21 protein-coding genes and 1 pseudogene are annotated in these 24,260 nt (G+C 40.8%); 17 read left to right on the top strand and 5 right to left on the bottom strand.

Annotated features, from left to right (window positions below; all coding sequences use genetic code 11):
- The first annotated feature begins 40 nt into the window (after positions 1-40).
- The 4 genes from J7J00_RS11515 to J7J00_RS11500 all read left to right on the top strand — a co-directional run bounded on the left by J7J00_RS11515 (position 41) and on the right by J7J00_RS11500 (position 4,979).
- The gene (locus tag J7J00_RS11515; RefSeq protein WP_214790712.1) at positions 41-2,143 is read left to right on the top strand and encodes a YhgE/Pip domain-containing protein; all 2,103 of its coding nucleotides are present in this window, start codon (positions 41-43) and stop codon (positions 2,141-2,143) included.
- Positions 2,144-2,393: 250 nt separating this feature from the next.
- Positions 2,394-3,236: an ABC transporter ATP-binding protein gene (locus J7J00_RS11510; RefSeq protein WP_063232114.1), complete on the top strand. Its 843-nt coding sequence runs from the start codon at positions 2,394-2,396 to the stop codon at positions 3,234-3,236.
- Positions 3,169-3,921 carry an ABC transporter permease gene (locus J7J00_RS11505; protein ID WP_098371259.1) on the top strand — a complete coding sequence of 251 codons (753 nt, stop codon included), beginning with the start codon at positions 3,169-3,171 and terminating at the stop codon, positions 3,919-3,921. The genes J7J00_RS11510 and J7J00_RS11505 overlap by 68 nt, the downstream gene beginning before the upstream one ends.
- 41 nt (positions 3,922-3,962) lie before the next feature.
- Positions 3,963-4,979 (top strand): aliphatic sulfonate ABC transporter substrate-binding protein, encoded by a 1,017-nt coding sequence (locus J7J00_RS11500; RefSeq protein ID WP_214790710.1) that lies wholly within the window; start codon positions 3,963-3,965, stop codon positions 4,977-4,979.
- A 135-nt stretch (positions 4,980-5,114) separates the two neighbouring features.
- Here J7J00_RS11500 and J7J00_RS11495 read toward each other — a convergent pair whose 3' ends face one another.
- On the bottom strand, positions 5,115-6,053 hold the full coding sequence (locus J7J00_RS11495) for a DHH family phosphoesterase (protein ID WP_214790708.1): 939 nt from the start codon (positions 6,051-6,053) through the stop codon (positions 5,115-5,117).
- 455 nt (positions 6,054-6,508) lie between these two features.
- On the opposite strand from J7J00_RS11495, the gene J7J00_RS11490 reads away from it, so the two are divergent.
- The 3 genes from J7J00_RS11490 to J7J00_RS11480 are packed head-to-tail and all read left to right on the top strand — an operon-like array spanning position 6,509 to position 9,251.
- Positions 6,509-7,696, top strand: a complete 1,188-nt coding sequence (locus J7J00_RS11490; protein WP_214790706.1) for a CaiB/BaiF CoA transferase family protein — start codon at positions 6,509-6,511, stop codon at positions 7,694-7,696.
- Positions 7,697-7,710: 14 nt separating this feature from the next.
- Complete coding sequence (locus tag J7J00_RS11485) at positions 7,711-8,916, top strand: acyl-CoA dehydrogenase family protein (RefSeq protein ID WP_054400504.1); 1,206 nt, start codon at positions 7,711-7,713, stop codon at positions 8,914-8,916.
- A gap of 23 nt (positions 8,917-8,939) precedes the next feature.
- Positions 8,940-9,251, top strand: a complete 312-nt coding sequence (locus tag J7J00_RS11480; RefSeq protein ID WP_214790704.1) for a DUF3870 domain-containing protein — start codon at positions 8,940-8,942, stop codon at positions 9,249-9,251.
- Between the two features lie 261 nt (positions 9,252-9,512).
- Here the strand turns inward: J7J00_RS11480 and J7J00_RS11475 are convergent, their stop codons facing one another.
- Positions 9,513-9,890: a hypothetical protein gene (locus J7J00_RS11475; protein WP_214790702.1), complete on the bottom strand. Its 378-nt coding sequence runs from the start codon at positions 9,888-9,890 to the stop codon at positions 9,513-9,515.
- Positions 9,891-9,912: 22 nt separating this feature from the next.
- Positions 9,913-9,966: pseudogene (locus J7J00_RS28865) on the bottom strand (hypothetical protein); the annotation flags it as partial.
- 153 nt (positions 9,967-10,119) lie between these two features.
- Between J7J00_RS28865 and J7J00_RS11470 the strand changes: the two are divergent.
- Both J7J00_RS11470 and J7J00_RS11465 read left to right on the top strand, forming a co-directional pair.
- Complete coding sequence (locus J7J00_RS11470; protein WP_214790700.1) at positions 10,120-11,211, top strand: CotH kinase family protein; 1,092 nt, start codon at positions 10,120-10,122, stop codon at positions 11,209-11,211.
- Between the two features lie 145 nt (positions 11,212-11,356).
- Positions 11,357-12,328 carry a TRM11 family SAM-dependent methyltransferase gene (locus tag J7J00_RS11465; protein WP_214790698.1) on the top strand — a complete coding sequence of 324 codons (972 nt, stop codon included), beginning with the start codon at positions 11,357-11,359 and terminating at the stop codon, positions 12,326-12,328.
- A 54-nt stretch (positions 12,329-12,382) separates the two neighbouring features.
- Here J7J00_RS11465 and J7J00_RS11460 read toward each other — a convergent pair whose 3' ends face one another.
- Entirely contained in the window at positions 12,383-13,348 is a 966-nt protein-coding gene (locus tag J7J00_RS11460) for an MBL fold metallo-hydrolase (protein WP_214790696.1), read from the bottom strand.
- Between the two features lie 315 nt (positions 13,349-13,663).
- Between J7J00_RS11460 and J7J00_RS11455 the strand changes: the two genes are divergently transcribed.
- Complete coding sequence (locus J7J00_RS11455; RefSeq protein WP_214790694.1) at positions 13,664-14,641, top strand: 2-hydroxyacid dehydrogenase; 978 nt, start codon at positions 13,664-13,666, stop codon at positions 14,639-14,641.
- Positions 14,642-14,896: 255 nt separating this feature from the next.
- Complete coding sequence (locus J7J00_RS11450; protein WP_214790810.1) at positions 14,897-16,117, top strand: multidrug effflux MFS transporter; 1,221 nt, start codon at positions 14,897-14,899, stop codon at positions 16,115-16,117.
- Between the two features lie 64 nt (positions 16,118-16,181).
- Here J7J00_RS11450 and J7J00_RS11445 read toward each other — a convergent pair whose 3' ends face one another.
- Positions 16,182-16,967, bottom strand: a complete 786-nt coding sequence (locus J7J00_RS11445) for an SDR family oxidoreductase (protein ID WP_144526978.1) — start codon at positions 16,965-16,967, stop codon at positions 16,182-16,184.
- Positions 16,968-17,172: 205 nt separating this feature from the next.
- Here J7J00_RS11445 and J7J00_RS11440 point away from each other — a divergent pair, with 205 nt between their 5' ends.
- The 6 genes from J7J00_RS11440 (at position 17,173) to J7J00_RS11415 (ending at position 24,095) form a co-directional block, all read left to right on the top strand.
- Entirely contained in the window at positions 17,173-18,156 is a 984-nt protein-coding gene (locus J7J00_RS11440; RefSeq protein ID WP_214790692.1) for a Gfo/Idh/MocA family protein, read from the top strand.
- A gap of 109 nt (positions 18,157-18,265) precedes the next feature.
- Entirely contained in the window at positions 18,266-18,574 is a 309-nt protein-coding gene (locus tag J7J00_RS11435; protein WP_214790689.1) for an iron-sulfur cluster assembly accessory protein, read from the top strand.
- A gap of 21 nt (positions 18,575-18,595) precedes the next feature.
- On the top strand, positions 18,596-19,717 hold the full coding sequence (locus J7J00_RS11430) for an NADH-dependent flavin oxidoreductase (protein WP_214790687.1): 1,122 nt from the start codon (positions 18,596-18,598) through the stop codon (positions 19,715-19,717).
- A gap of 317 nt (positions 19,718-20,034) precedes the next feature.
- Entirely contained in the window at positions 20,035-21,444 is a 1,410-nt protein-coding gene (locus J7J00_RS11425) for a glycoside hydrolase family 1 protein (protein ID WP_214790685.1), read from the top strand.
- Positions 21,445-21,955: 511 nt separating this feature from the next.
- Entirely contained in the window at positions 21,956-23,596 is a 1,641-nt protein-coding gene (locus J7J00_RS11420; RefSeq protein WP_214790683.1) for a SulP family inorganic anion transporter, read from the top strand.
- An 85-nt stretch (positions 23,597-23,681) separates the two neighbouring features.
- On the top strand, positions 23,682-24,095 hold the full coding sequence (locus J7J00_RS11415) for a MerR family transcriptional regulator (protein ID WP_157831082.1): 414 nt from the start codon (positions 23,682-23,684) through the stop codon (positions 24,093-24,095).
- Positions 24,096-24,260 lie beyond the last annotated feature (165 nt).

The following is a 24,260-nucleotide window of genomic DNA, read 5'->3' as shown; positions in this document are numbered from 1 at the left end:
CGAATAATAGTATCAAAATACATTTGCACGGGGGTATGTTTTGAGAAATATTCGGGAAATTTTCATTGACGATTTAAAAAGCATTTATAAAAATTTCTTTGTTTGTATCGTAGTAGTTTTTCTCATGTTCATCCCTTCCATTTATGCATGGTTTAATATTGTCGCATCTTGGGACCCGTATGCAAATACGGAAGGAATTCTTGTTGGTGTTGCCAATAATGATAAAGGTGCGGAGTTAAATGGCGAAGCCGTGAACATAGGCAAGGAAGTCATAGAGGGGTTAAAGGAGAATAAGGATTTAGGCTGGAGATTCACTTCGGAAAAAGAGGCGAAAGCTAAGGTGGAAAAGGGGGATTATTATGCATCCATCATCATTCCCGAGAACTTTTCCGAACATATTGCGACAATCATGACCGATGACCCTAAAAAGGCGGAGATTGATTACTATGTTAATGAAAAAATCAATTCCATTGCTCCTAAAATTACGGCAGCGGGTGCAAACAGCATTGTGGACAATGTGAGCAAAACCTTTATCAAATCGGCCAGTGGGAGTATCCTTGCAATATTTAATGAACTGGGAATCACCCTGCAGAACGAGTTGCCTACAATCCAAAAAATGAAGAATATGGTGTATTTATTAGAGGGTCAACTGCCTGAGCTTGAACAAAATATTAAAACCGTTCAAACACATGTGAAAAAGGCTGAAGATATCATTAAGAAGGTCAATGATGGATTGGATTCAATAGAAGGAATAACGTCGCAGAAGGACAAATTGGTGTCGGACGTTTCTAGTTATGTAGATTCAACAAGGCAGGCATTCGAAGAAATCAATCCCCTCTTGAAAAATGATATTATGAACATCAGGAGCGATAATGAATCCGTTTTAGTACTGGCGAACCGGTTAACGAGTCAGGATTTGCCAGACAATGAGTCGAATCAGCTAGTGGAACAAGGGGTAACGAGGATAAATAAAGAGTTGTACCTTTTGGACAGTATGTATAATTTATTGGTGAGAGTCAATCAATTTAATGAGAAAAACTTGCTTCAGCCAGAAATACAGCTAGTTGATGAATTAAGGGATAATACTTCGAACCAACTTCAAGCGCTAAATGACCGAGCTTACGGTAATCTTATCGAACTTGGCGGGAACAATGATCAAGTCTTGGCAAGCTTCCAGGAAAGTTATTCAAAGGAAACAGGGCCAAAATTCAATGAAATCTGGAACGAAACGGAATCAATATTGAATAATGTCCAGGTCACGATGGCGGAGGGAACCAAGGTTCTTCCTGAGGTGAGGACGCTGTTGAATGAGACCAATCGAACATTGGAAACACGTACAGGGGATATCGATAAGTTAATGAATAAGTTTCCGGAAATCGAAACGAAAATAAAGGCTCTAGCTTCTAAAATGAGGGAAATCGATAAGTCTTATGATATGGAAGAAGTGATCGATTTCCTAAGGAATGATATTGAACAAGAAAGTGAATTTTTTTCAGAACCAGTGCTGCTTAATAAACACAGTCTCTTTCCGATTCCAAACTATGGATCTGCCATGTCCCCCTTCTTTACGGCACTTTCCCTTTGGGTCGGCGGTACAATATTGATTTCCATGCTTAGCGTGGGTGTTTCTCAAAAAGTCTACAGCCCGTATCAAATTTATATCGGGAGGTATCTTATATTTTTCATCATTGGGGTAATGCAGGCTCTTAGTGTTTCCATTGGGAATATCCTCCTTATTGGTGTTTATGTAGCGGATAAATTTGAGTACATCCTGTTTTCTGTACTGATAAGTACAGTATTTACACTCATTGTCTACACCTTCGTTTCCGTTCTTGGAAATGTTGGAAAAGGGATAAGCGTCGTCTTGATGGTCCTTCAAATATCAAGTTCTGGCGGCACTTTCCCCATTCAAGTCACACCGCCCTTTTTTCAACATATTAACCCTTTCTTTCCATTCACCTATGCTGTGGGTTTACTTCGTGAATCTGTAGGGGGAATAACATGGAGCGTAGCTGGCAAGGACATTTTTATCTTGATCTTCTTTTTGGTAATCACGCTCATATTAGGTATCATTTTGAAAAAGCCTCTGCATGCAAGGACACAAAAAATGAAGGATAAATTGTATGGAAGCAGGATTTTTTAAGGTTATAAAAATGGATATTAAAATTAGCCTGAACCCTTAAAAGGGCTCAGGTTTTTTATTTCGGAATGGAATTTGCCCGTATGTATTTTTGTGTAAGTTTGGAATATTTATCAATACATTGACAGTTGAATGGAAAGATACCGATAAATTAGAATTTTTGCATTTTTATAGTTGACAAAAACCATTGGATTAATCATTATTAAGAAATAATGTTTAGTAAATCGATGCGATATAAAAGTGGGGTGACTTTATGTATTTAACAATAGATGGCATTGAAAAAAGTTTTAAGAATGAAAAGAAAGAAAGCATAAAGGTGCTTGATAAGATAAACATAGAGGTCGAGAAAGGAAGCTTCGTTTCGATCGTCGGCCCTTCAGGATGTGGTAAATCCACACTCCTTTATCTGATTGCCGGACTTGATAAGGCAGATGTAGGTGAAATACGTGTAGCTGGGAAAAAAGTGATGAAGCCAGGTCCGGAACGGGTCGTAGTATTTCAAGAGGCGGGGTTATTCCCTTGGTTGACGGTACTTGAAAATGTTACATACGGATTGAAGTTAAAGAAAATTCCCAATGAAGAGGCTAAAGCCAAGGCATTGGACATTTTAAAAATGGTTCACCTCAGCCGATATGTTGACTCCTATCCACATCAACTATCAGGGGGCATGAAACAAAGGGTGGCCATCGCAAGAGCGTTGGTGATGGAACCGGATATCCTGTTGATGGATGAGCCATTCTCTGCGCTGGATGAGCAAACGAGGATGGTCTTGCATAAAGAACTGCTCGAAATCTGGAGAAAAACTAAAGTGACAATCTTTTTCGTTACCCATAATATTCGTGAGGCTGTTCAGCTTTCCGAAAAAATTATCGTCTTTGCAACCCGTCCCGGGAAAATTAAAGAGACGATTTCCGTCCCTTCCATGAAAGATGGAGTTATGCCGGATAGTGTAACTTTGCATACAGAACAAAGGGTTCTATCGATTTTACAGGAGGAAATTGAAAAAGTGCTGAAGGAGGAAATGGGGAATGATTACAGCTTTAAGACGAATCATATTCATCGCGATGATAGCGGGGATATGGGAAGTCACATCTAGACTTTCCAGTCTACCGGAATTCATGTTCCCAAGCCTGACCCAGGTTTTGGAAACTCTGTTTAATGGACTGATGAGCGGACAAATAACTGAAGCCATCGCAAAAAGCCTTGGCCGTATCCTGATCGGCTTTACGATTGCCATTATAGTAGGTCTGATATTAGGATATTTCATTTGGCGCTTTAAATTGGTTGAAGATACTTTAGGATTCGTCGTGACTGCCTTACAGTCCATCCCGAGTATCGTGTGGTTCCCTTTAGCGATCATTTGGTTTGGATTGAATGATTTTTCGATTCTCTTTATTGTCACCATCGGCGCAACTTGGACGATGACGGTTAATGCAACAAGTGGTTTTCGGAATGTACCCCAGTTGTATCAGCGGGTTGCCAAAACATATGGATCGACCGGGTTTCATTTTCTTCGCACCGTGATTTTACCAGCATCCGTCCCGCAAATAATATCCGGTCTCCGAATTGCATGGGCCTTTTCCTGGCGTGCACTGATGGCAGGTGAATTACTTGGCGGGGGGGGCGGTCTTGGACAATTGCTGGAAATGGGCAGATCACTGGGACAAATGGATTTGGTCATCTCCGTGATGATCATCATCGCAATCATCGGAACAATCGTGGATAATGTTGTCTTCTCCCGCCTTGAACGTAATGTTCAACTGAAATGGGGAGTGAAGTAACGGTAGTTTAATAAAATAATAGTTCTAAAGGAGAGAAAAATATGCTGAAAAAATCATTTTTTGCCCTTATTCTGTCTGTGTTGTTAATCGGAATAGTAAGCGGATGCACTCAATCCAGCAGCAATGATGAAGAAGGAGAAGGTTCAGGGGGGAAATCCGTGAAAATTGGATATTTTCCTAACTTAACCCACAGTGCAACAATCATTGCACTCGAAAAGGGCTTTTTCGAAGAAGAGTTCGGTAAAGATGTTAAGATTGAAACCAAAACAGTGGCCAATGGCGGATTATTCATGGAAGCAATGGCTACAAACGCCATTGATGTCGGAACGGTCGGGCCTGGTCCGTTGCTTAACTTTTACGTAAAAAATCCTGAATACCACTTGATCTCCGGGGCTGTTAATGGAGGTGCCGTACTTGTGGCTAGCGAGGGCAGCAAAGTTAAGGATTTAAAAGATTTGGACGGTAAAAAGGTAACGATTCCCGTCATTGGAAGCACACAGGATGTCATGCTTAGGAAGGCCCTTCAAGATGTTGACTTAAAACCGACTACGAATGGGGGGACAGTTGAGCTGTATGCGGCGGCACCTGCTGACACAACAGCCCTTTTTGTCCAAAAATCTGTCGATGCAGCAGCAACTCAGGAACCATGGGGTTATGTATTGGAAAACCAGGCAAAAGGAAAGTTATTGCTTGACTGGGATCAATTTGCATGGGGGAAAGACTCACCTAACACGGTAGTGGCTGCAAGCCAGAAGTTCTTGGATAAAAAGGGGCTAGCTGCTTCCTATTTGAAAGCGCATGAAAAAGCGGTGAAGTTTATACAAGAAAACCCTGAAGAAAGCCAAGAATTGGTTATTAAGCATTTGAAGGAACTGACTGGAAAAGAATTAAGTAAAGAAGAAGTGGCTTCAGCATTTTCACGCCTTGAAGTGACAACTGAAGTTAATGAGCAAGTCATTCAGGAAATGGCAGACATAAGCAAAGAAGCTGGTTATATTCCTAGCAATGATATAAAAGGCATGATCGATTTATCAATTCTTGAAGAAGTGTCCAAATAAATTGAAACAAGCAAGCGCCTCAGCCATCCTGGCTTTGGCGCTTTTTTTGTAATCAGGTCAAGGCAGAATTATTTCATGGTATTGCGCCTGGGATTATAATCATCCACATAACCACGGCAGGTCATGAACTCCCTGTTATGGGCAGACTTGATCCAATGCTTGGATAACATGATCAACCTCATCCCAGGAATGGATGGTAGCGCCTGAAGCCAGTGAATGACCTCCACCATTGAATTGACGTGCGACTGAAGCGATGGGAATATTCCGTGAACGTATCCTGACACGGATTTCAGAAGGATATTCGATGAAGAAAACCCAGATTTTATTGCCCCTGACACTTGATAGCGTATTAACTAAATTCGAAGCTTCAATTCGATCCACACCATACATATTTAACAGATCCTCCGTAATAATGAAGTAAGCTACCCCTTTTTCGGTTACATTAAAGCTCATGAGAATGTCTGTTTGAAGTCTTGAAGCGTTTTTCGTCTTTATATTAAGGTTGTTATGAATTCTTTCTGGATGAATATTATAAGTTCTTAAGAGCGAAACCATTTTTAATGTCCTTGGAGTTGTATTCCCATTCATGAAATTACCTGTATCACTAAGTATTCCTGTATAAAATGATTTAGCCGCTTCTTTATTCATGATAAAGCCTTCTGGATATTCCAAGAATAAATCAACAAGCATTTCACTGGCAGAGCTATAAGAGGGGTCGACCCAAGAAAGATCACCAAATTGCTCATAATCGGGGTGGTGGTCAATTTTGATTAGCATGTCCCCGTGATCATATCGGGAATCACTGATCCGTGAAATGTTGGCAGTATCACAAACAATCACTAAGGCACCTTTGTATTTGTTATCGGAAATGACATCCATATCACCAATGAATAGAAGCTTATCCACTTCTTCGCCTACCGCATAGACTTCTTTAGAAGGATAGGAAAGCTTCAATAGCTTCTTTAAACCGATTTGTGAGCCCAATGCATCCGGGTCCGGATTAACATGGCGATGAATGATGATTGTTTGGTATTTCTTGATCGCTACGATTATTTCCGTTTTTTTATTGTCCATATCGCCATCTCCCTTTTAATCTTTCCTTTTCTGTCGAGCGATAATTGATAGTATGAAAAATTCATATATTGACAGTTATGCATATTCAATCATCACATGCCTCACGAATAAAGGCAATTTCCGATTACTCTGGATTGAGGGGTGTATTTTTATATTAAACGGGAAGTATGCTAATGAGTATTTTAGGGATGTAATGAAAACACCTGAACATAATTATTGCAAGATTCAAAAAATGAGACTATACTTAATTTACCAAACCGATGACAGCAAGTTACCTTGCTGCATGGCCGGCTTGTCATAAAACTGGAATCCATAAAAATTGACTTGGTTCACTTGATCTTCCTTTGCAGGAAGACAGTTCGTGGATAAGGGTCAGTGAAACATTCAATGTAATGACATTGTTGGTTTTACTGGCTCTTTTTTGTGTATCCCGACAGTTTGAAAGGGGTGATGATATGAATGGAGCTTTGGAAGGAGTCAGGATTATCGATGTATCCCGTGTTTTGGCGGGGCCGTTTTGTTCAATGATTCTCGGTGATTTGGGTGCCGAGGTTATTAAAATCGAGCATCATGAGTCAGGGGATGAAACGAGAGGATGGGGTCCGCCATTCGCCCGAGGAGAAAGCGCTTACTATTTATGTGCCAATCGAAATAAGCAAAGCATGACTTTGAATTTAAAGTCGGAACAAGGGAAAGAGATCTTCCGCAAGTTGGTGTCTTCAGGGGATATATTAATTCAAAATTTCAAGACGGGCACGTTGGAAAAACTGGGGTTAGGCTATGAGGATTTAAAGGAATGCAACCCCAAACTGATCATGGCCTCGATTACGGGATTTGGTTTAACCGGACCTTATAAAGATTTGCCTGGCTATGATTATATCATTCAAGCAATGAGTGGTTTGATGAGCATCACAGGAGAAAAAGATGGAAGCCCCGTGAAGGTCGGGGTGGCCATAGCTGACATATTGACTGGCTTGTATACATGCATTGGCATTTTATCCGCTTTGCATCATAGGGATAATGCGGGGGAAGGACAGGAAATTGATATTTCGTTAATGGATTGCCAGGTTTCTTCATTGGTGAATGTCGCCAGCAACTATTTATTCAGTGACCAGACCCCTGAACGAATGGGAAACCAACATCCCAATATCGTTCCATATCAAACGTTCCGGACAATTGATGGGGAGCTTGTTGTGGCTGTAGGAAATGATGATCAGTTCAGGAGGTTTTCAGCCGTTATAGGCAGACCTGATTTAGCCGAGCAGGAACAGTTTAAGCATAATGAAAAACGTTTGCTGAACAAGGAAGGATTAATACCGATAATAGAGGATTTGTTGAAAGGAAAGACAAAGAAAGAATGGAAAAGGCTATTTGATGATGCAGGGATACCCAATGGTCCGATTAATGATATCGCAGAGATGTTCGAGGACCCGCAAATCATCGCAAGAGGCATGTTGGTAAACATGGAACATCCCACAATCGAAGATCTTAGAGTGACGGGATCGCCACTGAACCTTTCAAAAACGCCGGTTACGATGAGAAAGCATCCGCCACTGTATGGTGAGCATACCGGTTCCATTTTGGCTGAAATTGGATATAGTCCAGACCAAATAAGCAAATTCGAGGAAAATAAAATTATTTAGGAGGAATTTTAATGATGAATTTCGAATTAACAGAAGAGCAGCAAAGTGTGAAGAAAGTGGTAAGGAAATTTGTGGATAAGGAAATTATCCCATACATTCAAGAGTGGGATAGGCAAGGTCAATTCCAGCCGCATATTTTAAAAAGGTTAGCGGAATTGCAGTTGATGGGCGTTTGTATACCCGAAGAGTATGGTGGAGTAGGAATGGATTATAATACCCTTGCCATCGTTTGTGAAGAGCTAGAGCGAGGCGATACGGCTTACCGAACTGCAGTTTCTGTACATACAGGGTTAAATAGCATGACCTTGCTGCAATGGGGGACGGAAGAACAAAAACAGAAATATTTAGTACCCCAGGCAAAAGGGATCAAGATTGGAGCTTTCGGGCTGACTGAACCGAATGCAGGGTCTGATGTTGCGGCAATGAAATCAACAGCAAAACGTGTTGGGGACCATTATATCTTGAACGGGTCAAAAACATGGATTTCGCTCTGTGATTATGCAGATCATTTCCTCATTTTCGCCAAGACGGATCATGATGCCGGTTCAAGGGGAATCACTGCTTTTATTGTGGAACGGACTTTCGAGGGAGTGGAGTCGAAAGCCATTAAAGGGAAATTAGGAATTCGTGCCGGGAATACAGGCGAAATCTTTTTAACGGATGTAAAAGTTCCGGTTGAGAATAGGCTAGGTGAAGAAGGTGAGGGCTTTAAAATTTCCATGTCGGCATTGGACAGCGGCCGGTTTACAGTGGCCGCAGGTGCTGTAGGGTTAATAGAAGCAAGCCTGGAAGCAAGCTTGAAATATTGCCATGAACGAAGTACTTTCGGAAAAGAGATTGGCAGGCATCAGCTCGTTCAACAGATGATTGCCAAGATGACCGCAAATTTAGAGATTTCCAGATTGCTGGTCTTTAAAGCGGGTACCTTAAAAAACCAAGGAAAAAGGAATACGAAGGAAACATCACTTGCAAAGTGGATATCATGTAATGCTGCTAACGAAGCGGCCAATGATGCTGTTCAAATTCATGGTGCCTACGGCTACTCGGATGAATATCCAGTGGAACGTTTTCTGCGGAATTCAAAAGCCCCGGTCATTTACGAAGGAACCCGTGAGATTCATACTGTAATGCAGGGCGAATACGCACTTGGCTACAGACAAGATAAAGAGCTTCGTAAACAATTGCCTGCATGGCCATTCGAGCAAGTTTCCGTCCATTAACTATAGATAGAGGAGATCAGATGATGAACACATACCTTATTGCAGGGCATGCAAAACTTCCACAAGGGATGGCAGCGAGAAATATATATGATTCCATCACGATCACGGTAGAGCTTGACTTTAAATATGGTGTAATAGTCGAGGCTTCCTGTACACTTGCTACAGAACATGGCAGGGAATTCATTCGTCAACTGCTGCGCGGTTATTGCCTGAAAGATGGTATCGAAGAATTGATTGATCGTGTACAAATGCATTATCGTGGGAAGGCTGGTCAAGCCATTCAAGCAGGGCTGAAGGATGTGTATGCACAGTTCGAATTGATCTCCGTTAAATAAGCGAAACTGGAAGGATCCTACCGTATGTAAAAAGGGTAGGATCCCTTTTTATAGGTTCAGGTACATGGCAATAAAATCCACTGCCATTATAAATGGCAGTGTTTTTTATTGTTTAAGGAACGGGACATATGAATGAATATAACGATCGTGATAATTTTAAAAAACACAAAACTCGCCCCATTTACGACGAGTTTGTGTTTTTTTATAGAAATTGGACTTTAAAGTAAAGCTTAATATCCAGTAAAAAATATTAGTTGTACATTAAAACGGAACCATGAAACTAGAAGCACCGTTTATTGCGAAAGTTATTGCCGCAAAGCCAACTGCAGTGGTTGGAGGAACAACGGTTTCTGTTGGAGCGCCTTTGTCTGCTGCATATGGAACACCGGTTTCTGCTGGTGCGCCTTTGCATACTGCAAGTGGACCTCCTCCTGCTAGTGCGCCTTTGCGTACTGGAAGTGGACCTCTTCCTGCTAGTGCGCCTTTGTGTGTTGCATGTAGATCTCTGTTTCCAGCAAGAGCGCCTTTGCGTACTGGAAGTGGACCTCCTCCTGCTAGTGCGACGTTTAGTGCTTTTGCGGGAAGTTCGCCTGTTCTTGTTGTTTCTACGTGAAGAACGGCCTTTTGAACATGGGTCATTATACATGAAATCGCCTAACCCGAAGGAATTGGCTCTATCCACCGCATTTTGTATATTTCGATTGATGTCAGACATATTTATATATCCCCCTTTCTATACGTTAAACTATGCGCTTGTACGTAATATGCCAGAGATAATAGCACATTTTTAATAAAAATTTGTTTTTGGTGACACCCCTCGCTTTTTTTCATAATTTAATATGAAAGTGAAAGTGAAGGGAAGGGTTATATGAATGCTGACAAGAAGCTTCCTGTGTACCAGCTTTTTATTCCACCAGTTAATTTAATGGAACTTCGCAGAGATATATGGTGCAATGATCCTTTACCGGCAAAGTTAACACTTAACAGAAAAAAACTGGATATTGATATTGTTTACCGTGGCTCACATATCCGCGGTTTTCGCAAAAAATCCTATAATGTAGTCTTTTATAAACCTAATACTTATAAGAATGCCAAGGAAGTTCATTTAAATGCCGAATATAAAGATAAATCTTTACTAAGAAATAAATTATCTTTAGACTTTTTTGCGGATATAGGCACCTTATCACCGAACTCCCAGTTCGTTTTCCTGAATCTGAACGGAAAGGACGAAGGGATATACCTAGAATTGGAATCGGTGGATGAATATTATTTGAAGAAAAGGGGGCTGCCCAAGGGTGCCATTTTCTATGCAGTGGATGGTGATGCCAATTTCTCATTGATGAGCGATTTGGATAAAGGAATCAAAAAATCATTGGAGATGGGCTATCAAAAAAAATGCGGGACAGCAAAGGATGAATTATATTTACAAGAGTTGATCCTCCAAATCAATACAATTTCAAGAGTGGATTTTGAAAAGGAAATCGTAAAATATGTCGATGTAGAAAAGTACTTGCGCTGGCTGGCCGGTGTCATATTTACGCAAAACTATGATGGGTTCGTTCATAACTATGCCTTGTATCGAAATGGAGATACTGGACTCTTTGAAATGATTCCATGGGATTATGATGCGACATGGGGCAGGGATGTTAACGGGAAAGTGATGGAAGAGGATTATGTGGGAATCGAGGGATTCAATACATTGACTGCTAGAGTCCTTGATGTAAGGGGATTTCGTGTCCGGTACCAAGAACTTCTTAAGGAGATTTTGAACAATCATTTTAACGTGGGCTATATGAAACCTATCATTCAGGAAATGCATGAACAAATAAGACCTTATGTTTCAAAAGATCCATATATCAAGGGGGATATTGTAAAATTTGATAATGAGCCCGAATTCATCCTGAAATTCATTGAGGCCCGTGCAAAGTATATAAATAGCCGGCTGCATAAATTGGATTAATAATTCCATTCCTTTAGTGATGGAACAATGAAAAATATAACAGCATGAGTGTTGAAAGAAAAGCATTCCTGCTTTTTTCATACGATTCCATTTGCTTTTCTATACTATTACAGATATGTTTGATAGAAAGATATAATCTAAAGTAATGAAGGATGGGAATGGATTGACTAATCATAGCCGCAAACCGGCATATATATATACGTTTACATGCAGCCCTGACGAACGCTCATTATCTAAAATGGAGATGCGCTCGTTCTTTGGCTTTGAGACTTCAGGAAATATTTTGAAAAGTGATATAGCAATTGAACCGAGCAGAAGCCCTTTTATAAAAGGGCGGGTCGACGTCATGTTTGAAGGGGAAAGCATATCCGAAATCGTTGAGCAAGTGAAAGGTATTCATTTGCCTGATTCGACGTTCAAAGTATTATTCGTAAAAATTAATGATTTGAATAAAGACGCAAAAATAGATTATGATGGACAGCGTGAAATTGAACGGGAGATTGGCTGGCATATTCAGGGAAATGCCGATGTGCGTAATCCAGATCAGGTCTTTGGAGTCGTGACCCTTGGCGGACGTTGGTATTTTGGGAAGTATGTCAAGCCTGAAGCGGTTTGGTTAAAACATATGAAGAAGCCCCGGGAATATTCAACAGCGCTTAGCACAAGAGTGGCAAGGGCCATCGCCAACATAGCCGTTCCACATCCGGATGGTGTGAAGGCAATTGATCCATGCTGCGGAATTGGAACGGTATTGGTAGAAGCCCTGTCGATGGGGATCAATATTGATGGCCGGGATATTAACCCGCTTGTTACCGACGGTTCCAGGGAGAACATTGCCTATTTCGGACTCGAAGGTGATGTAACTACAGGTCCGATTTCGGAGGTCACCAGTAAATATGATGTAGCGATTATCGATATGCCTTACAATTTATATACACATGCGACGCCGGAAGATCAGCTATCAATCCTTAAACATGCCAGAAGCTTTGCTGACAAGGTCGTCGTCGTAACGATCGATACGATGGATCATATGATTGAAGAAGCAGGTTTTGAAATTGCTGATCGCTGTGTGGCCAGGAAAGGCATTTTTTCCAGAGAGGTTGTAGTGTGTGTGTGAGTTTCATCAGCAAGAAAAGGCTGAAATCTTTAATGATTCCAGCCTTTTTTGATGTCATTTGGCTTGATATTGAACTACATTTTCAACGAGTTGTTTCGTGACCTTCCCCTGATATTCTAAATAATCCAAATGGCCAATGACTTCTGACATGACGAGCGGGAATTCCGCTATATACTTTTGTTTATAAAACTCCTTTGCCAGTTCATTGCCGGTAGAAATTCCGGATTCTATCAAGGTCAGGATTTTTTGTGATTTTCTCTCTATGCTGTTGAGTCTTTTTTCAATCAGATATCCTGGCTGTTCTATGATGTTTCCATGACCAGGAAAGAGGAGATTCACCTGTAATGCTAAACAGCGTTTTAATGAATCGATATGATCTACAAGAGTCAGCATTCTATTACCGTTTTCATCAGGTTCGATCAAGGCATTGCTTGATATATGTTCAATCAATAAATCACCGGCAAGAAGCCGTTTCCCTTCTTGGTCAAGGAAAGCAAGTTGATCCGGGGCATGCCCGGGAAATTCGATCACTTCGAAATTCAGCCATTGTTTTTCCGTGATTGCGATGATGTCACCATTCAGTTTTTGATCTTTATTATTATCGACCGCGTTGAATAGGTAAGCCACTTGTTTATCTCCAAGTTCACCACAGCCCATCTCAATGTAAAGCTGCTTATAGAATTCAATTCTCATACTTAAGAAGTCAGGGTCCCTTTTTAAACGGGGAATGGATTTAGAATGGGCATAAACGGGAATCGGATGGATTTCGGTAATCCGATTGACCAAACCAACATGGTCTCCATGGTGGTGGGTTAATAAAATTTCCGTGATATCTCCAACGGTAAATCCATTTTCGTTTAATGTTTGCTGAAGTGCATTCCAGCAGATGTCATCATTCATGCCTGCATCGACTAATGTTAAAGATTCATCCTGTTTAACTAAATAAAAGTTTATACTTTTTAAAGATAAAGCGCTTGGAGCTATGATTGGATAAATTTTAAATGTTGTTTTCGTTTTCATGAACGTCCCATATCCTCCTAAATCGAGATAAACTTCATCTGGAAAATTGTTGCATTACTAATGATCGAATAGATTTAAAGGGTTATTATTCTATGATTAGTTGAATGAATTAAAACTGTCAAGCGGCAGCCACCTTGTAAACGAGAAAATTAATAGAAGAATGATTGGAAATGGATGGTCTATTTATCTAGTTTATTTTAAAATTGAATAAACAAGCTAGTAATTTAGCCAATATTCTTAAAATTAATTGTTGGGAATGAAAACTGAAGGTGAAAAATGGGTTACATGGAATGAAACGGTATGGGAGGTTATGGTTTGAAGCCAAAAATTTATATTACAAGGAAATTACCGGAACAAATCATCGAAGGTCTTAGTCGGAATTATGATGTCAGGATGTGGGATCAAGAGGATATACCGGTCCCTAGAGAAGTCCTTGAAGAAGAAATGAAAGAAGTCGAGGGGCTGCTTTGCTTGTTGACGGAGCAAATCGATGAGTCACTGATTGAGAGGGCGCCTAACCTGAAAATCATCGCGAATATGGCAGTGGGACATAATAATATTGACGTTCGAAGTGCAACAAAACGGGGCATCATGGTCACGAACACACCGGGGGTTTTAACGGAAACGACAGCTGATTTAACCTTCGGCTTACTGCTTGCAGCAGCAAGAAGGATGATGGAGGCAGAAGATTATTTAAGGAGCGGAAGGTGGGAAACATGGTCGCCGATGCAGCTGACTGGACAAGATGTACACGGCGCAACACTTGGTATAATCGGATTAGGTAGGATTGGGGAAGCCCTTGCAAAAAGAGCTAAGGGATTTGATATGAACTTGGTTTATTTTAATCGAAATCGTAAATATGAACAGGAAAAAGAATTAGGTATCGAATATCAGCCCCTTGAAAAATTGCTCCAAATATCAGATTTCGTTTGTGTCATGCTGCCGCTCACACCGGAAACCACTTATATGATTGGCAAGGAGCAGCTGGAATTAATGAAAGGGACGGCTGTGCTCATAAATACCGCAAGAGGCGGGATTATCGATGAAAAGGCTTTGTACCAGGCGCTGGAAAACCGAGAGATTTGGGCGGCTGGATTGGATGTATTCGAAGAAGAGCCCGTCCCTGTGGATCACCCGCTGCTAACATTGCCCAATGTCGTTACACTGCCGCATATCGGGAGTGCCAGCATTGCCACAAGATTGAAGATGGCAGCTCTTGCGGTACAAAACTTGATGGATGGATTATCTGGTGATACTCCGCGTAATTTAGTATTGTTGAATAAATCGAAATGACCCTGAAATGGGGTCATTTTTTATGGGGATTCGTTTTGGTTCGTAGTATCTTCAAATATATTTCCTCATTTAAGATTTTTCCTTTTTAGAAGATTTCTGGGTTTTGAAGCATTACTTAATAGAGTGCTGGAGGGAAGAATCCCATTCAAGGGAAGCATACTTATCGTAAATTGTTCGGATCTTTTGTAAAATAAAGAAAGTCGAGTTTTCAGGGAAAACAATTAGTTGAAAGGGACAGGGGTAATAATGATTGAAATGAAGGAAACGATATCATCAGGCAACGAAATGACTAAATCCAAAAGGCTGTTGATGGCCCTTATGCTGGGGTCTTTTGCAGCGATTGGACCACTGTCACTTGATATGTATTTACCGGGTCTCCCTACACTGGCAGAGGATCTGAAAAGCAGTACGTCATTAGCACAGCTGAGCTTGACTGCCTGCTTGTTAGGATTGGCTTTAGGACAAATTTATTTAGGGCCGCTAAGTGATGCAAAAGGAAGAAGGACACCGTTAATCATATCTTTATCCATTTATTGCATTTCCTCTCTGTTATGCGCTTTTGCTCCAACCATTGAATTGCTTTTATTAATACGATTTATCCAAGGTATTGCGGGAGCGGGGGGCATTGTCATTTCAAGGGCGATAGTTCGTGATCTTTTTTCAGGATCGGATTTGACCAAGTTCTTCTCCATGTTAATGCTGGTGAATGGGGCGGCACCAATATTGGCTCCGGTTTTTGGCGGTCAACTTTTGCAGTTCACGTCTTGGCGGGGAGTCTTCGTTGTCATTTCAGTATTAAGTATCATTATGGTTGCGGCTGCATTTTTTGGGATAAAGGAAACTTTAACGTCTAATCTCAGAAGTGCAGGTGGGGTAAATGATACTATCAGGACATTTGGAAACTTATTGAGAGATCGTGTGTTTATGGGCTATGCTTTTTCACAAGGATTCATAAGTGCCGCAATGTTCGCTTATATTTCCGGATCACCTTTTGTTCTCCAGAACATTTATGGCGTTTCCCCACAGACCTTCAGTCTGATTTTTGCAATAAACGGAATTGGGATCATCATCGCTTCACAAGTTGCCGGGAAGCTGGCAGGGAAGGTTAAAGAAGAAAAACTGCTTCAAATGGGATTATGTCTAGCTTTGTTTGGGGGAATATTACTTCTTGCCTCAGTCCTTCTCGAAATTGGGTTGGCAGGAATCTTGGTCGCTTTATTCCTCTCCGTCTCCAGCGTCGGTATTGTCGGTACAACGAGTTTTTCTTTAGCGATGCAAAATCATAAAAAAACAGCAGGCAGTGCTTCGGCTTTAATTGGCCTGCTTCCTTTCATATTAGGATCACTAATGGCTCCCTTGGTGGGACTAGGTTCAGGTGAGTCACCCTTGCCGATGGGAATTGTGATGGTAAGTTGTCATGTCATCGCCATGTGCACTTATTTAATCCTTGCCCGTCGTGGGTTAAGGCGAGTTTAATTAGAAAAGGCTGAAATCCCTGATGTGGATTTCAGCTTTTTCCTTTAGGGGGCGTAAGTATGAATCATAATAGTGATTCTGCTCCATCGATATAAACTTCCGTGCCCGTAATATGGGAAGACATGTCTGATGCTAGAAACAATACGAGATCACCAGCTTGTTCGGTAGTCCCCGCCTTCTTCGCCAGGGGCTGAGAGCCTTGCGGATATTCAATGGGAATCCTGATTTTTTTTAAGTTTTCATCTTCCGGGAATGTGTTATCGTGAATGTTCGTATCGATGGAGCCGGGACAAATGGTATTTACCCTGATTTTATATCTTGCCAATTCGAGTGCAGCCATTTTCCCAAAAGCGACTTGACCAGCTTTGGATGAACTATAAGCGGAAAAACCAAAATTCTTGAAATATCGGTTTCCATTGATGGAGCTGTTGATTACGATGCTGCCACCGGTTTCCTTCATGTAGGGAATGGCGTATTTGATGGTGAGAAAGGTGCCTTTGAGGTTGATGGTATGTGTCTGATCCCAATCTTCTGGCTTTATATCTTCTATAGGGGCAATCACTCCGTTAATGCCTGCGTTTGCAAATACAAAATCAATTTTCCCAAAATGTTCATGGGCCGTTTTGTAGGCATGTTCAACTTGCTCAGCCTTGGAAACATCCGTTTTAATGATTAAAGCCTCTCGACCAAGGTTTTCGACTTCTTCCTTCACTTTTTCGGCATTTTCAACTGTACGGTCAAAAAAGATGATGTTCGCGCCGTTTTCAGCTAGTTTCAGTGCGGCACCCCGGCCAATTCCCGATCCTCCACCGGTAATGATGGCAACTTTGTTTTTCATTAATTCTGTCATAAACTTCACACGCTCCTTTTAAGTTTGCTTTCCCGTTAGGGAGTATGTAGAAACATCATGGCAGTGGTATTATAGAAAAATTATAAACGAACATTGCCTAAAAAATCCAATTTAAACAGTTGCGAGTGTTCATTAAACTTTGTTTTTCAGTGAAATGTCTGTATATTGAGGACATAATTAAGTTAGCTTGAAAGGGGATAGGATGTTGATAAGATTAGGGGTAATAGGTACAAATTGGATCACGGAACGATTTTTGGAGGCTGCAAAGCATGTAGAGGATTTATCGTTAACAGCCGTGTACTCACGTACAGAAGAGAAGGCCAAGGAATTTGCCAATAAATACGAAGTACATACGACTTTTACGAATTTAGAAGCAATGGCCGCCAGCAATGAAATCGACGCTGTATACATAGCAAGCCCTAATTCTCATCATTGCAGGCAAGCCGTGTTGTTTTTACAAAATAAAAAACATGTATTATGTGAAAAACCAATGGCTTCAAATGCGGCAGAAGTAAGGGAAATGATTGAGGCTGCAAAACAAAATGATGTGCTATTGATGGAAGCGATGAAATCTACCATCATGCCGAATTTCGAAAGTATAAAGGGGAATCTGGATAAAATCGGGAAGGTACGGCGTTTCTCGGGAAGCTTTTGCCAATATTCATCTCGATATGATTCGTATAAACAAGGCACTGTGCTGAATGCATTCAATCCTGAATTCTCCAGTGGCTCTTTAATGGATCTTGGAATTTATGTACTCTATCCGCTTGTTGTCCTGTTCGGAAAACCAAATAAGGTACAGGCATCAGGAACGTTGCTTGAATCAGGGGTCGATGGGCAAGGTACGATTCTGCTTTCCTATGATGAAATGGAGGCAGTCGTCATATTCTCCAAAATTACTGAATCCAATTTGCCTTCGGAAATTCAAGGTGAACTTGGAAGCATCATCATTCAGAAAATTTCAGGACCGCAAGCGGTGGATATTCAGTATCGGGATGGAACCACTGAAAATATTTCGGTTAAACAGGATATGCCTACCATGTATTATGAAGCGAAAGAATTTGTTGAATTGATACAGCAGGGGAAAATGGAGTCCGATATAAATTCATATTCGAATTCACTATTGACTATGGAAATCATGGATGAAGCAAGAAAGCAAATCGGCATTGTCTTTCCTTCAGACCGCTAAGCATTTGAGTGGACATGGCCAATAAGGAAGGGTAAAAATGGATGTTACTGATAACCCGTAATTGGGTAGAATTCAGTACAGGGATAATTTTATTGTTGGGGGAATGGACATGAAATGCAAAATTAATCGTAATGCAGCAAAGGTCTTACAAAAAATGCTGAGCACTGAAGAAGCTGAAGGGAAGAAGATTCGTGTATATATCACCCATATGCATGGCGATCATGCCTATTATGACATGAAACTAGATACACCGGCTGAACATGATGAAATCGTCAAAACTGATAAAGATATCGATATTTTACTTGATTCACGTGAGGAATTTCTAGATGGTGTCTGGATTAAATATTTTTATGTACCTGAAGAAGGCTTTGAAATCACGAACCCTTCTAAAGAACCGCACGGACATCATCACCACTAAGAGTAAAGGGGGAGGATTGGCATGAATCAAAAATACGAAAAGATCTTTCAACCATATAAATTTCCATCAGGGGTAGAAGTGAAAAATCGTATCATGATGGCTCCTATGACCACTTATTCTTCGGATGATCAAGGCGTTGTAACCGATGATGAACTGGCCTATTACGCTGAGCGCTCGGCTGGTGTAGGTGCGGTGGTCAAGGCATGTGCCTATGTATCTGCTGGAGGAAAGGGATTCCCAGGCCAGCTTAGTGCAGATGACGATTCCTTTATCCCATCCTTGAGAAAACTAGCTGAAACGATCCAGTCCAACGGGTCCAAAGCGATTCTGCAAATATATCATGGAGGCCGGCAAAGTCCGCCGGAATTATTATCTGACAACCAGCCTGTTTCTGCAAGTGCCATTGCTTCAAACGAGGAAGCACCTGTACCGCGGGAAATGAGTGAAGACGAAATACAAGACGCTATTAAGGCATTTGGTGAAGCAACAAGAAGGGCCATCGAAGCAGGATTTGATGGTGTGGAAATACATGGTGCCAATACGTACTTGCTCCAACAATTCTTCTCGCCACACTCGAACCGTCGTACGGATAACTGGGGTGGGACACTGGGAAAACGATTGATTTTCCCGCTTACCATTGTGAATGAAGTCGAGAAAACGGTTGCCGAGCATGCGAAAAAGCCGTTTATCATCGGCTACCGCCTTTCTCCTGAAGAAGGCAGCAATCCTGGAATTACTTTAGATGATACGATCCAATTCGTTGACAGACTAGCGAATCAAAACCTGGATTATCTACATATATCGGTAGGTCACTTCTGGAATGGCTCATTCCGTGAGAGTGATAGGACAAAGTCGCGCATCGTTAAAATTTACGATAAAGTAGGTAATCGTATCCCTGTGGTCGGCGTAGGATCACTGCATACACCTGATGAAGTTGCAGAAGCTATGGAAACGGGTGTCCCTTTTATCGCCCTTGGCCGTGAGCTTCTTATGGAACCGCATTGGATTGAAAAAATCAGGTCTGGAAAAGAAGCGGAAATACGGACTACCCTCTCAAAAAAAGATCAGGATGAACTGGTCATTCCAGATCCGCTTTGGGAAAAGTTGATTGGGATAAAAGGTTGGCTCCCGGTTGTGGAGTGATTGTTAATGTCTTGAATAATATGTTACCCGTCCTCCAAAGGAGGACGGGTTTTGTATTTGTTCATATGAAACTAACAACTAATAAGTTATTCACCTTTTGCTAAAAAGCGAGATTGATTCTGCGGAATTAACGTCATTTAATTTCGTGAATTATTGATTCTGGATTTATCCATTCTTCATAGTAAATACTATCTTTAATGAAAAGTTTATGTAGTCAAATATGAATGAAAGTAATATAATCATATTGATATTTGTACCAATGAATAAAATATATTATTATCAATTTTATAAGTGGGTATAAAAATGGAGGGTTTGTAATGAAATTTCCACATGATTTTTTATTCGGAGCAGCTTCTGCTTCTTTTCAAATAGAAGGAGCATGGGACGAAGATGGAAAAGGTATAACGAATTGGGATGTCTTTTCAAAGATTCCAGGGAAAACATATGAAGGTACAAACGGGGATGTAGCGATAGACCATTATCATCGTTACAAAGAAGATATTAAATTAATGGCAGAGATGGGACTTGAATCATACCGGTTTTCCATTTCATGGGCACGCATTTTGCCGACAGGTGACGGGGAAGTAAATGAAAAAGGCGTGGAATTTTATAATAATGTTATTGATGAATGCTTAAAATATGGGATTGTTCCATTTGTTACTCTGTACCATTGGGATTTGCCTTTGACGCTTGAACAAGATGGGGGATGGACGAATAAGCGAACGGCTGAAGCATTCGTCAAGTATGCGGAAATTTGCTTTCGCGCATTCGGGGACCGCATCAAACATTGGATCACGTTTAATGAAACGGTTATGTTTTGCGGTTTGGGCTATTTAAAAGGAGCGCACCCGCCTGGAATCCAAAATGATAAAAATAAATACTTTCAAGCGACACATTACGTTTTTTATGCACATGCCAAAGCGGTAGAGGTATACAAGGCACTGAATCATTACGGTGAAATTGGGATTACCCATGTATTCCTGCCAGCTTATAGTATTGATGATAAACATGAGAATGTATTAGCTGCTCGGCATGCCAATGAATATGAAACTTTTTGGTATTATGACCCAATTTTAAAAGGTGAATATCCAGCTTATGTGGTTGAGCAATTAAAGGAGAAAGGCTGGACGCCAAGTTGGACCGAAGAAGAACTGGATACGCTAAAAAGAAATGCGGGGAAAAATGATTTTATTGGACTCAATTATTACCAGCCCATTCGTGTGGAAAAAAATCGGGAAGCCATTTCAAACATGGAGCATTCAAGAGAAACATCTACTCTAGCTCCAGGAAACCCGTCTTTTGATGGCTTTTATCGGACCGTAAAAATGGAAGATAAAACATATACAAAATGGGGCTGGGAAATCTCACCTCAAGGATTTTTAGATGGGCTGCATATGTTAAAAGAGCGTTATGGTGATATTAAAATGTATGTTACAGAAAACGGACTAGGTGATGAGGATCCAATTATCGATGGTGAAATAGTGGATGTTCCCCGTATTAAATATATTGAGGAACACTTAAAAGTGATTAAGCGAGCAATCAAAGAAGGCATCCATTTAAAAGGATATTACGCATGGTCTGTCATTGATCTATTAAGTTGGTTAAACGGGTATAAGAAGCAATACGGATTTATTTACGTGGATCATCATGATCAGTTAAACCGGAAAAAGAAGCTGTCGTTTCATTGGTATAAGCATATTATCGAGACGAGAGGAGAAGAGCTGTAAACTGTAAGAAAACGTATATAGAGCCTTGAGTTTTTATAGAGCATGTTTTGAGCGATCTTTCTCAAAACATGCTTTTTCTATTGGTCATTAATCAAGTTTTCTGATATGGGGAATTAGTCCAAAGTTCAAACCTCCTGATTCGTAGTCTGAATCTCAGGCTTCAAATTAACTAGACTGGAAATATGGTCCCAGATTGTAATGTTAATGTAAAAAGATTCAAAAAAATGTAAACAAATGTTAACGTTACTAACAATGTACAGTTTTACGTTTTACTGTATAATGTTGAAGCGTGGTCGAGACCATGTCAAATAACTTAACATAAGGAGATTACATATGACGATTATTTCTTAGCTTTGAAAAGTCCCCCCGCATGGTTTGTCCCGTTGAAAAAGCCTACAATAGTTAGATTAATTTCGATCAAGCAACTCCCTCTAAGATGAAAGAATGTCATTTTTCCTGATGATGGCAGATCCCAACTAAAAAAACGACTAAGGATGTGAGTTTTAAAAAGATGATAAAAGATTCTAGATTTCAAGGATATAATATGAAGGGTTTTCAAAAGGACGTAACGGCAGGATTGGTCGTAGGTGTTGTAGCCATCCCTTTAGGATTGGCTTTTGCAATTGCTTCAGGCGTCGAACCGATATACGGGTTATATACGACCATCATCGCAGGAATCCTCATATCGATTTTGGGTGGCTCCAAGTATCAAATTGGAGGGCCAACCGGGGCGTTCGTTCCTTTATTATTTGGAATCGTTATGCAATATGGGTATGAAAGCCTGCTTATTGCCGGGTTTTTAGCCGGAATGATGTTAGTCGTGATGGGTCTGCTTAAGTTAGGCAATTTGATGAAGTTCATTCCCCGTCCCGTCATCATTGGATTTACAACAGGAATTGCGATAATAATCTTTTCAGGGCAAATTGCCAACTTCTTTGGTATGAAAGTGGAAAAACATGAAGCGTTCATGGATAACATGAAGGAACTGGTGATTAAAGCAGACACGATCAATCTATATAGTGTGATAGTTGCGATAATATGTTTTATCGTCATACTGCTCGCACCTAGACTATTGCCACGAGTGCCAGGACCGCTTCTGGGTCTGCTAATATCAACAATGGCAGCCTACTTTTTATTTCCCGATAAGGTGGCTACGATTGGTTCCACGTATGGAGCGATTCCGAAAGGTTTTCCGGAATTTCAAGTGCCGGAGCTATCAGTGGAAGTCATTATCACACTCCTTCCCGTTGCTTTTACGATTGCCTTGTTAGGTGGTGTCGAGTCATTGTTATCCGCTACCGTGGCCGATAACATGGGGGGAACCAAGCATGATAGTAATAAGGAATTGGTTGGGCAAGGAATCGCGAACATCGCGACCCCATTCTTCGGCGGGATACCTGCAACAGGTGCCATTGCCAGGACAGCTACCAATATAAAAAGCGGGGCAGCCTCCCCGATGTCCGGAGTCATTCATGGAATTGTAGTTTTACTGGTTTTGCTGGTGCTTTCTCCATATGCAGCACATATACCTTTGGCTAGCATGGCGCCCATATTGATGTTTGTTGCCTGGAATATGAGTGAAAGAAAGGAATTCGCTCATGTATTGAAAACGAAGACGGCGGATTCTGCGGTTTTGCTAGTCACCTTCCTCGTCACAGTCTTCACTGATTTAATTATGGGAGTTGGAATCGGCTTATTGATTGCCTTCATCACCTTCATTGCAAAAATGAGCCACACATTAAAAGTCAGGGAAAGAAGTCATGAGATTACCGAGATTGTTCCAATTGATAATTCGGATTCAAAAATCAATGTGTATAACTTGGAAGGTCCCCTCTTCTTTGGTTCGATAGACGTCCTGGAGTCATCGATATTGGAGAACTTGGATAATAAGACGAAAGTGTTGGTATTAAGCATGCGCCGGGTAACATATATGGACACTTCAGCAGAGGCTGCACTATTGGCGATTGTTAATCGCATCGGAAAATATAAGGGGAAATTAATCATTTCCGGAATCCAGCAGCAACCCAAGGAATTGTTACTCAGCACTGGGTTGTATCATAAAATAGATAAACAGCACTTTTTTAAATCGAAGGAAGATGCCCTGTATTTTGCCAAGAAGCAGTTGAAGGACAATTCGGATAAAGTAGTCTAATAGTTTCATCCTCGAAGTCACCTTTTTGGATAGTTATGTTATAGTATCGTTAACAGTAGATTTTTAAAAGAAGGTGACTATCTGGGTGAATATATATCGGATTGGCCAGCTTGCTGAACTTGCGAATGTTTCGCGAAGAACCATTGACTATTACACACAATTAGGAATGCTGAACTATGAAAAAACTGGGTCAAGATATCGGTATTACACAGAAGATGCTTTAAATCGTCTTCAAATGATTAATCGGTATAAAGAACAGAATATGCCTTTGACTGAAATCAAGGAACGGTTACAAGTCTGGTCGGAAACCACTGTTGATTCTGAGCAAGTGCTCTTGATGGTGGACAAGCTATCTACAGACCTTAAAGGACTGGAGAATGAATTGCTAGAATTAAAGCCTTTATTGGAACAGCTCGATGAACAGCAATTAACATATGCTGCACAACAGCTTTCCGTTCGGGGCAGCTCTTTATTGAGTATCCTTGCCATGCTCGCCTAAGCTAATTGCCGAGTTCAACAAAAAAGACCTGATTGGGTCTTTTTTTGTTGAACTGGTCATTTGAAAATCTACATCCAAACTCATAATCTGAGCTTTATACGATAGCAGTACTTAATTTTGGCTGAACTGACTCTATAGATCTTTTTTTCGATAAAGATGAAGGAT

This window comes from Bacillus sp. ISL-4 (assembly GCF_018613275.1).
Classification (GTDB): domain Bacteria; phylum Bacillota; class Bacilli; order Bacillales; family DSM-1321; genus Peribacillus; species Peribacillus simplex_E.
Note: the sequence above shows the minus strand (reverse complement) of the source record. Positions and strands in the feature narration are given on the sequence as shown.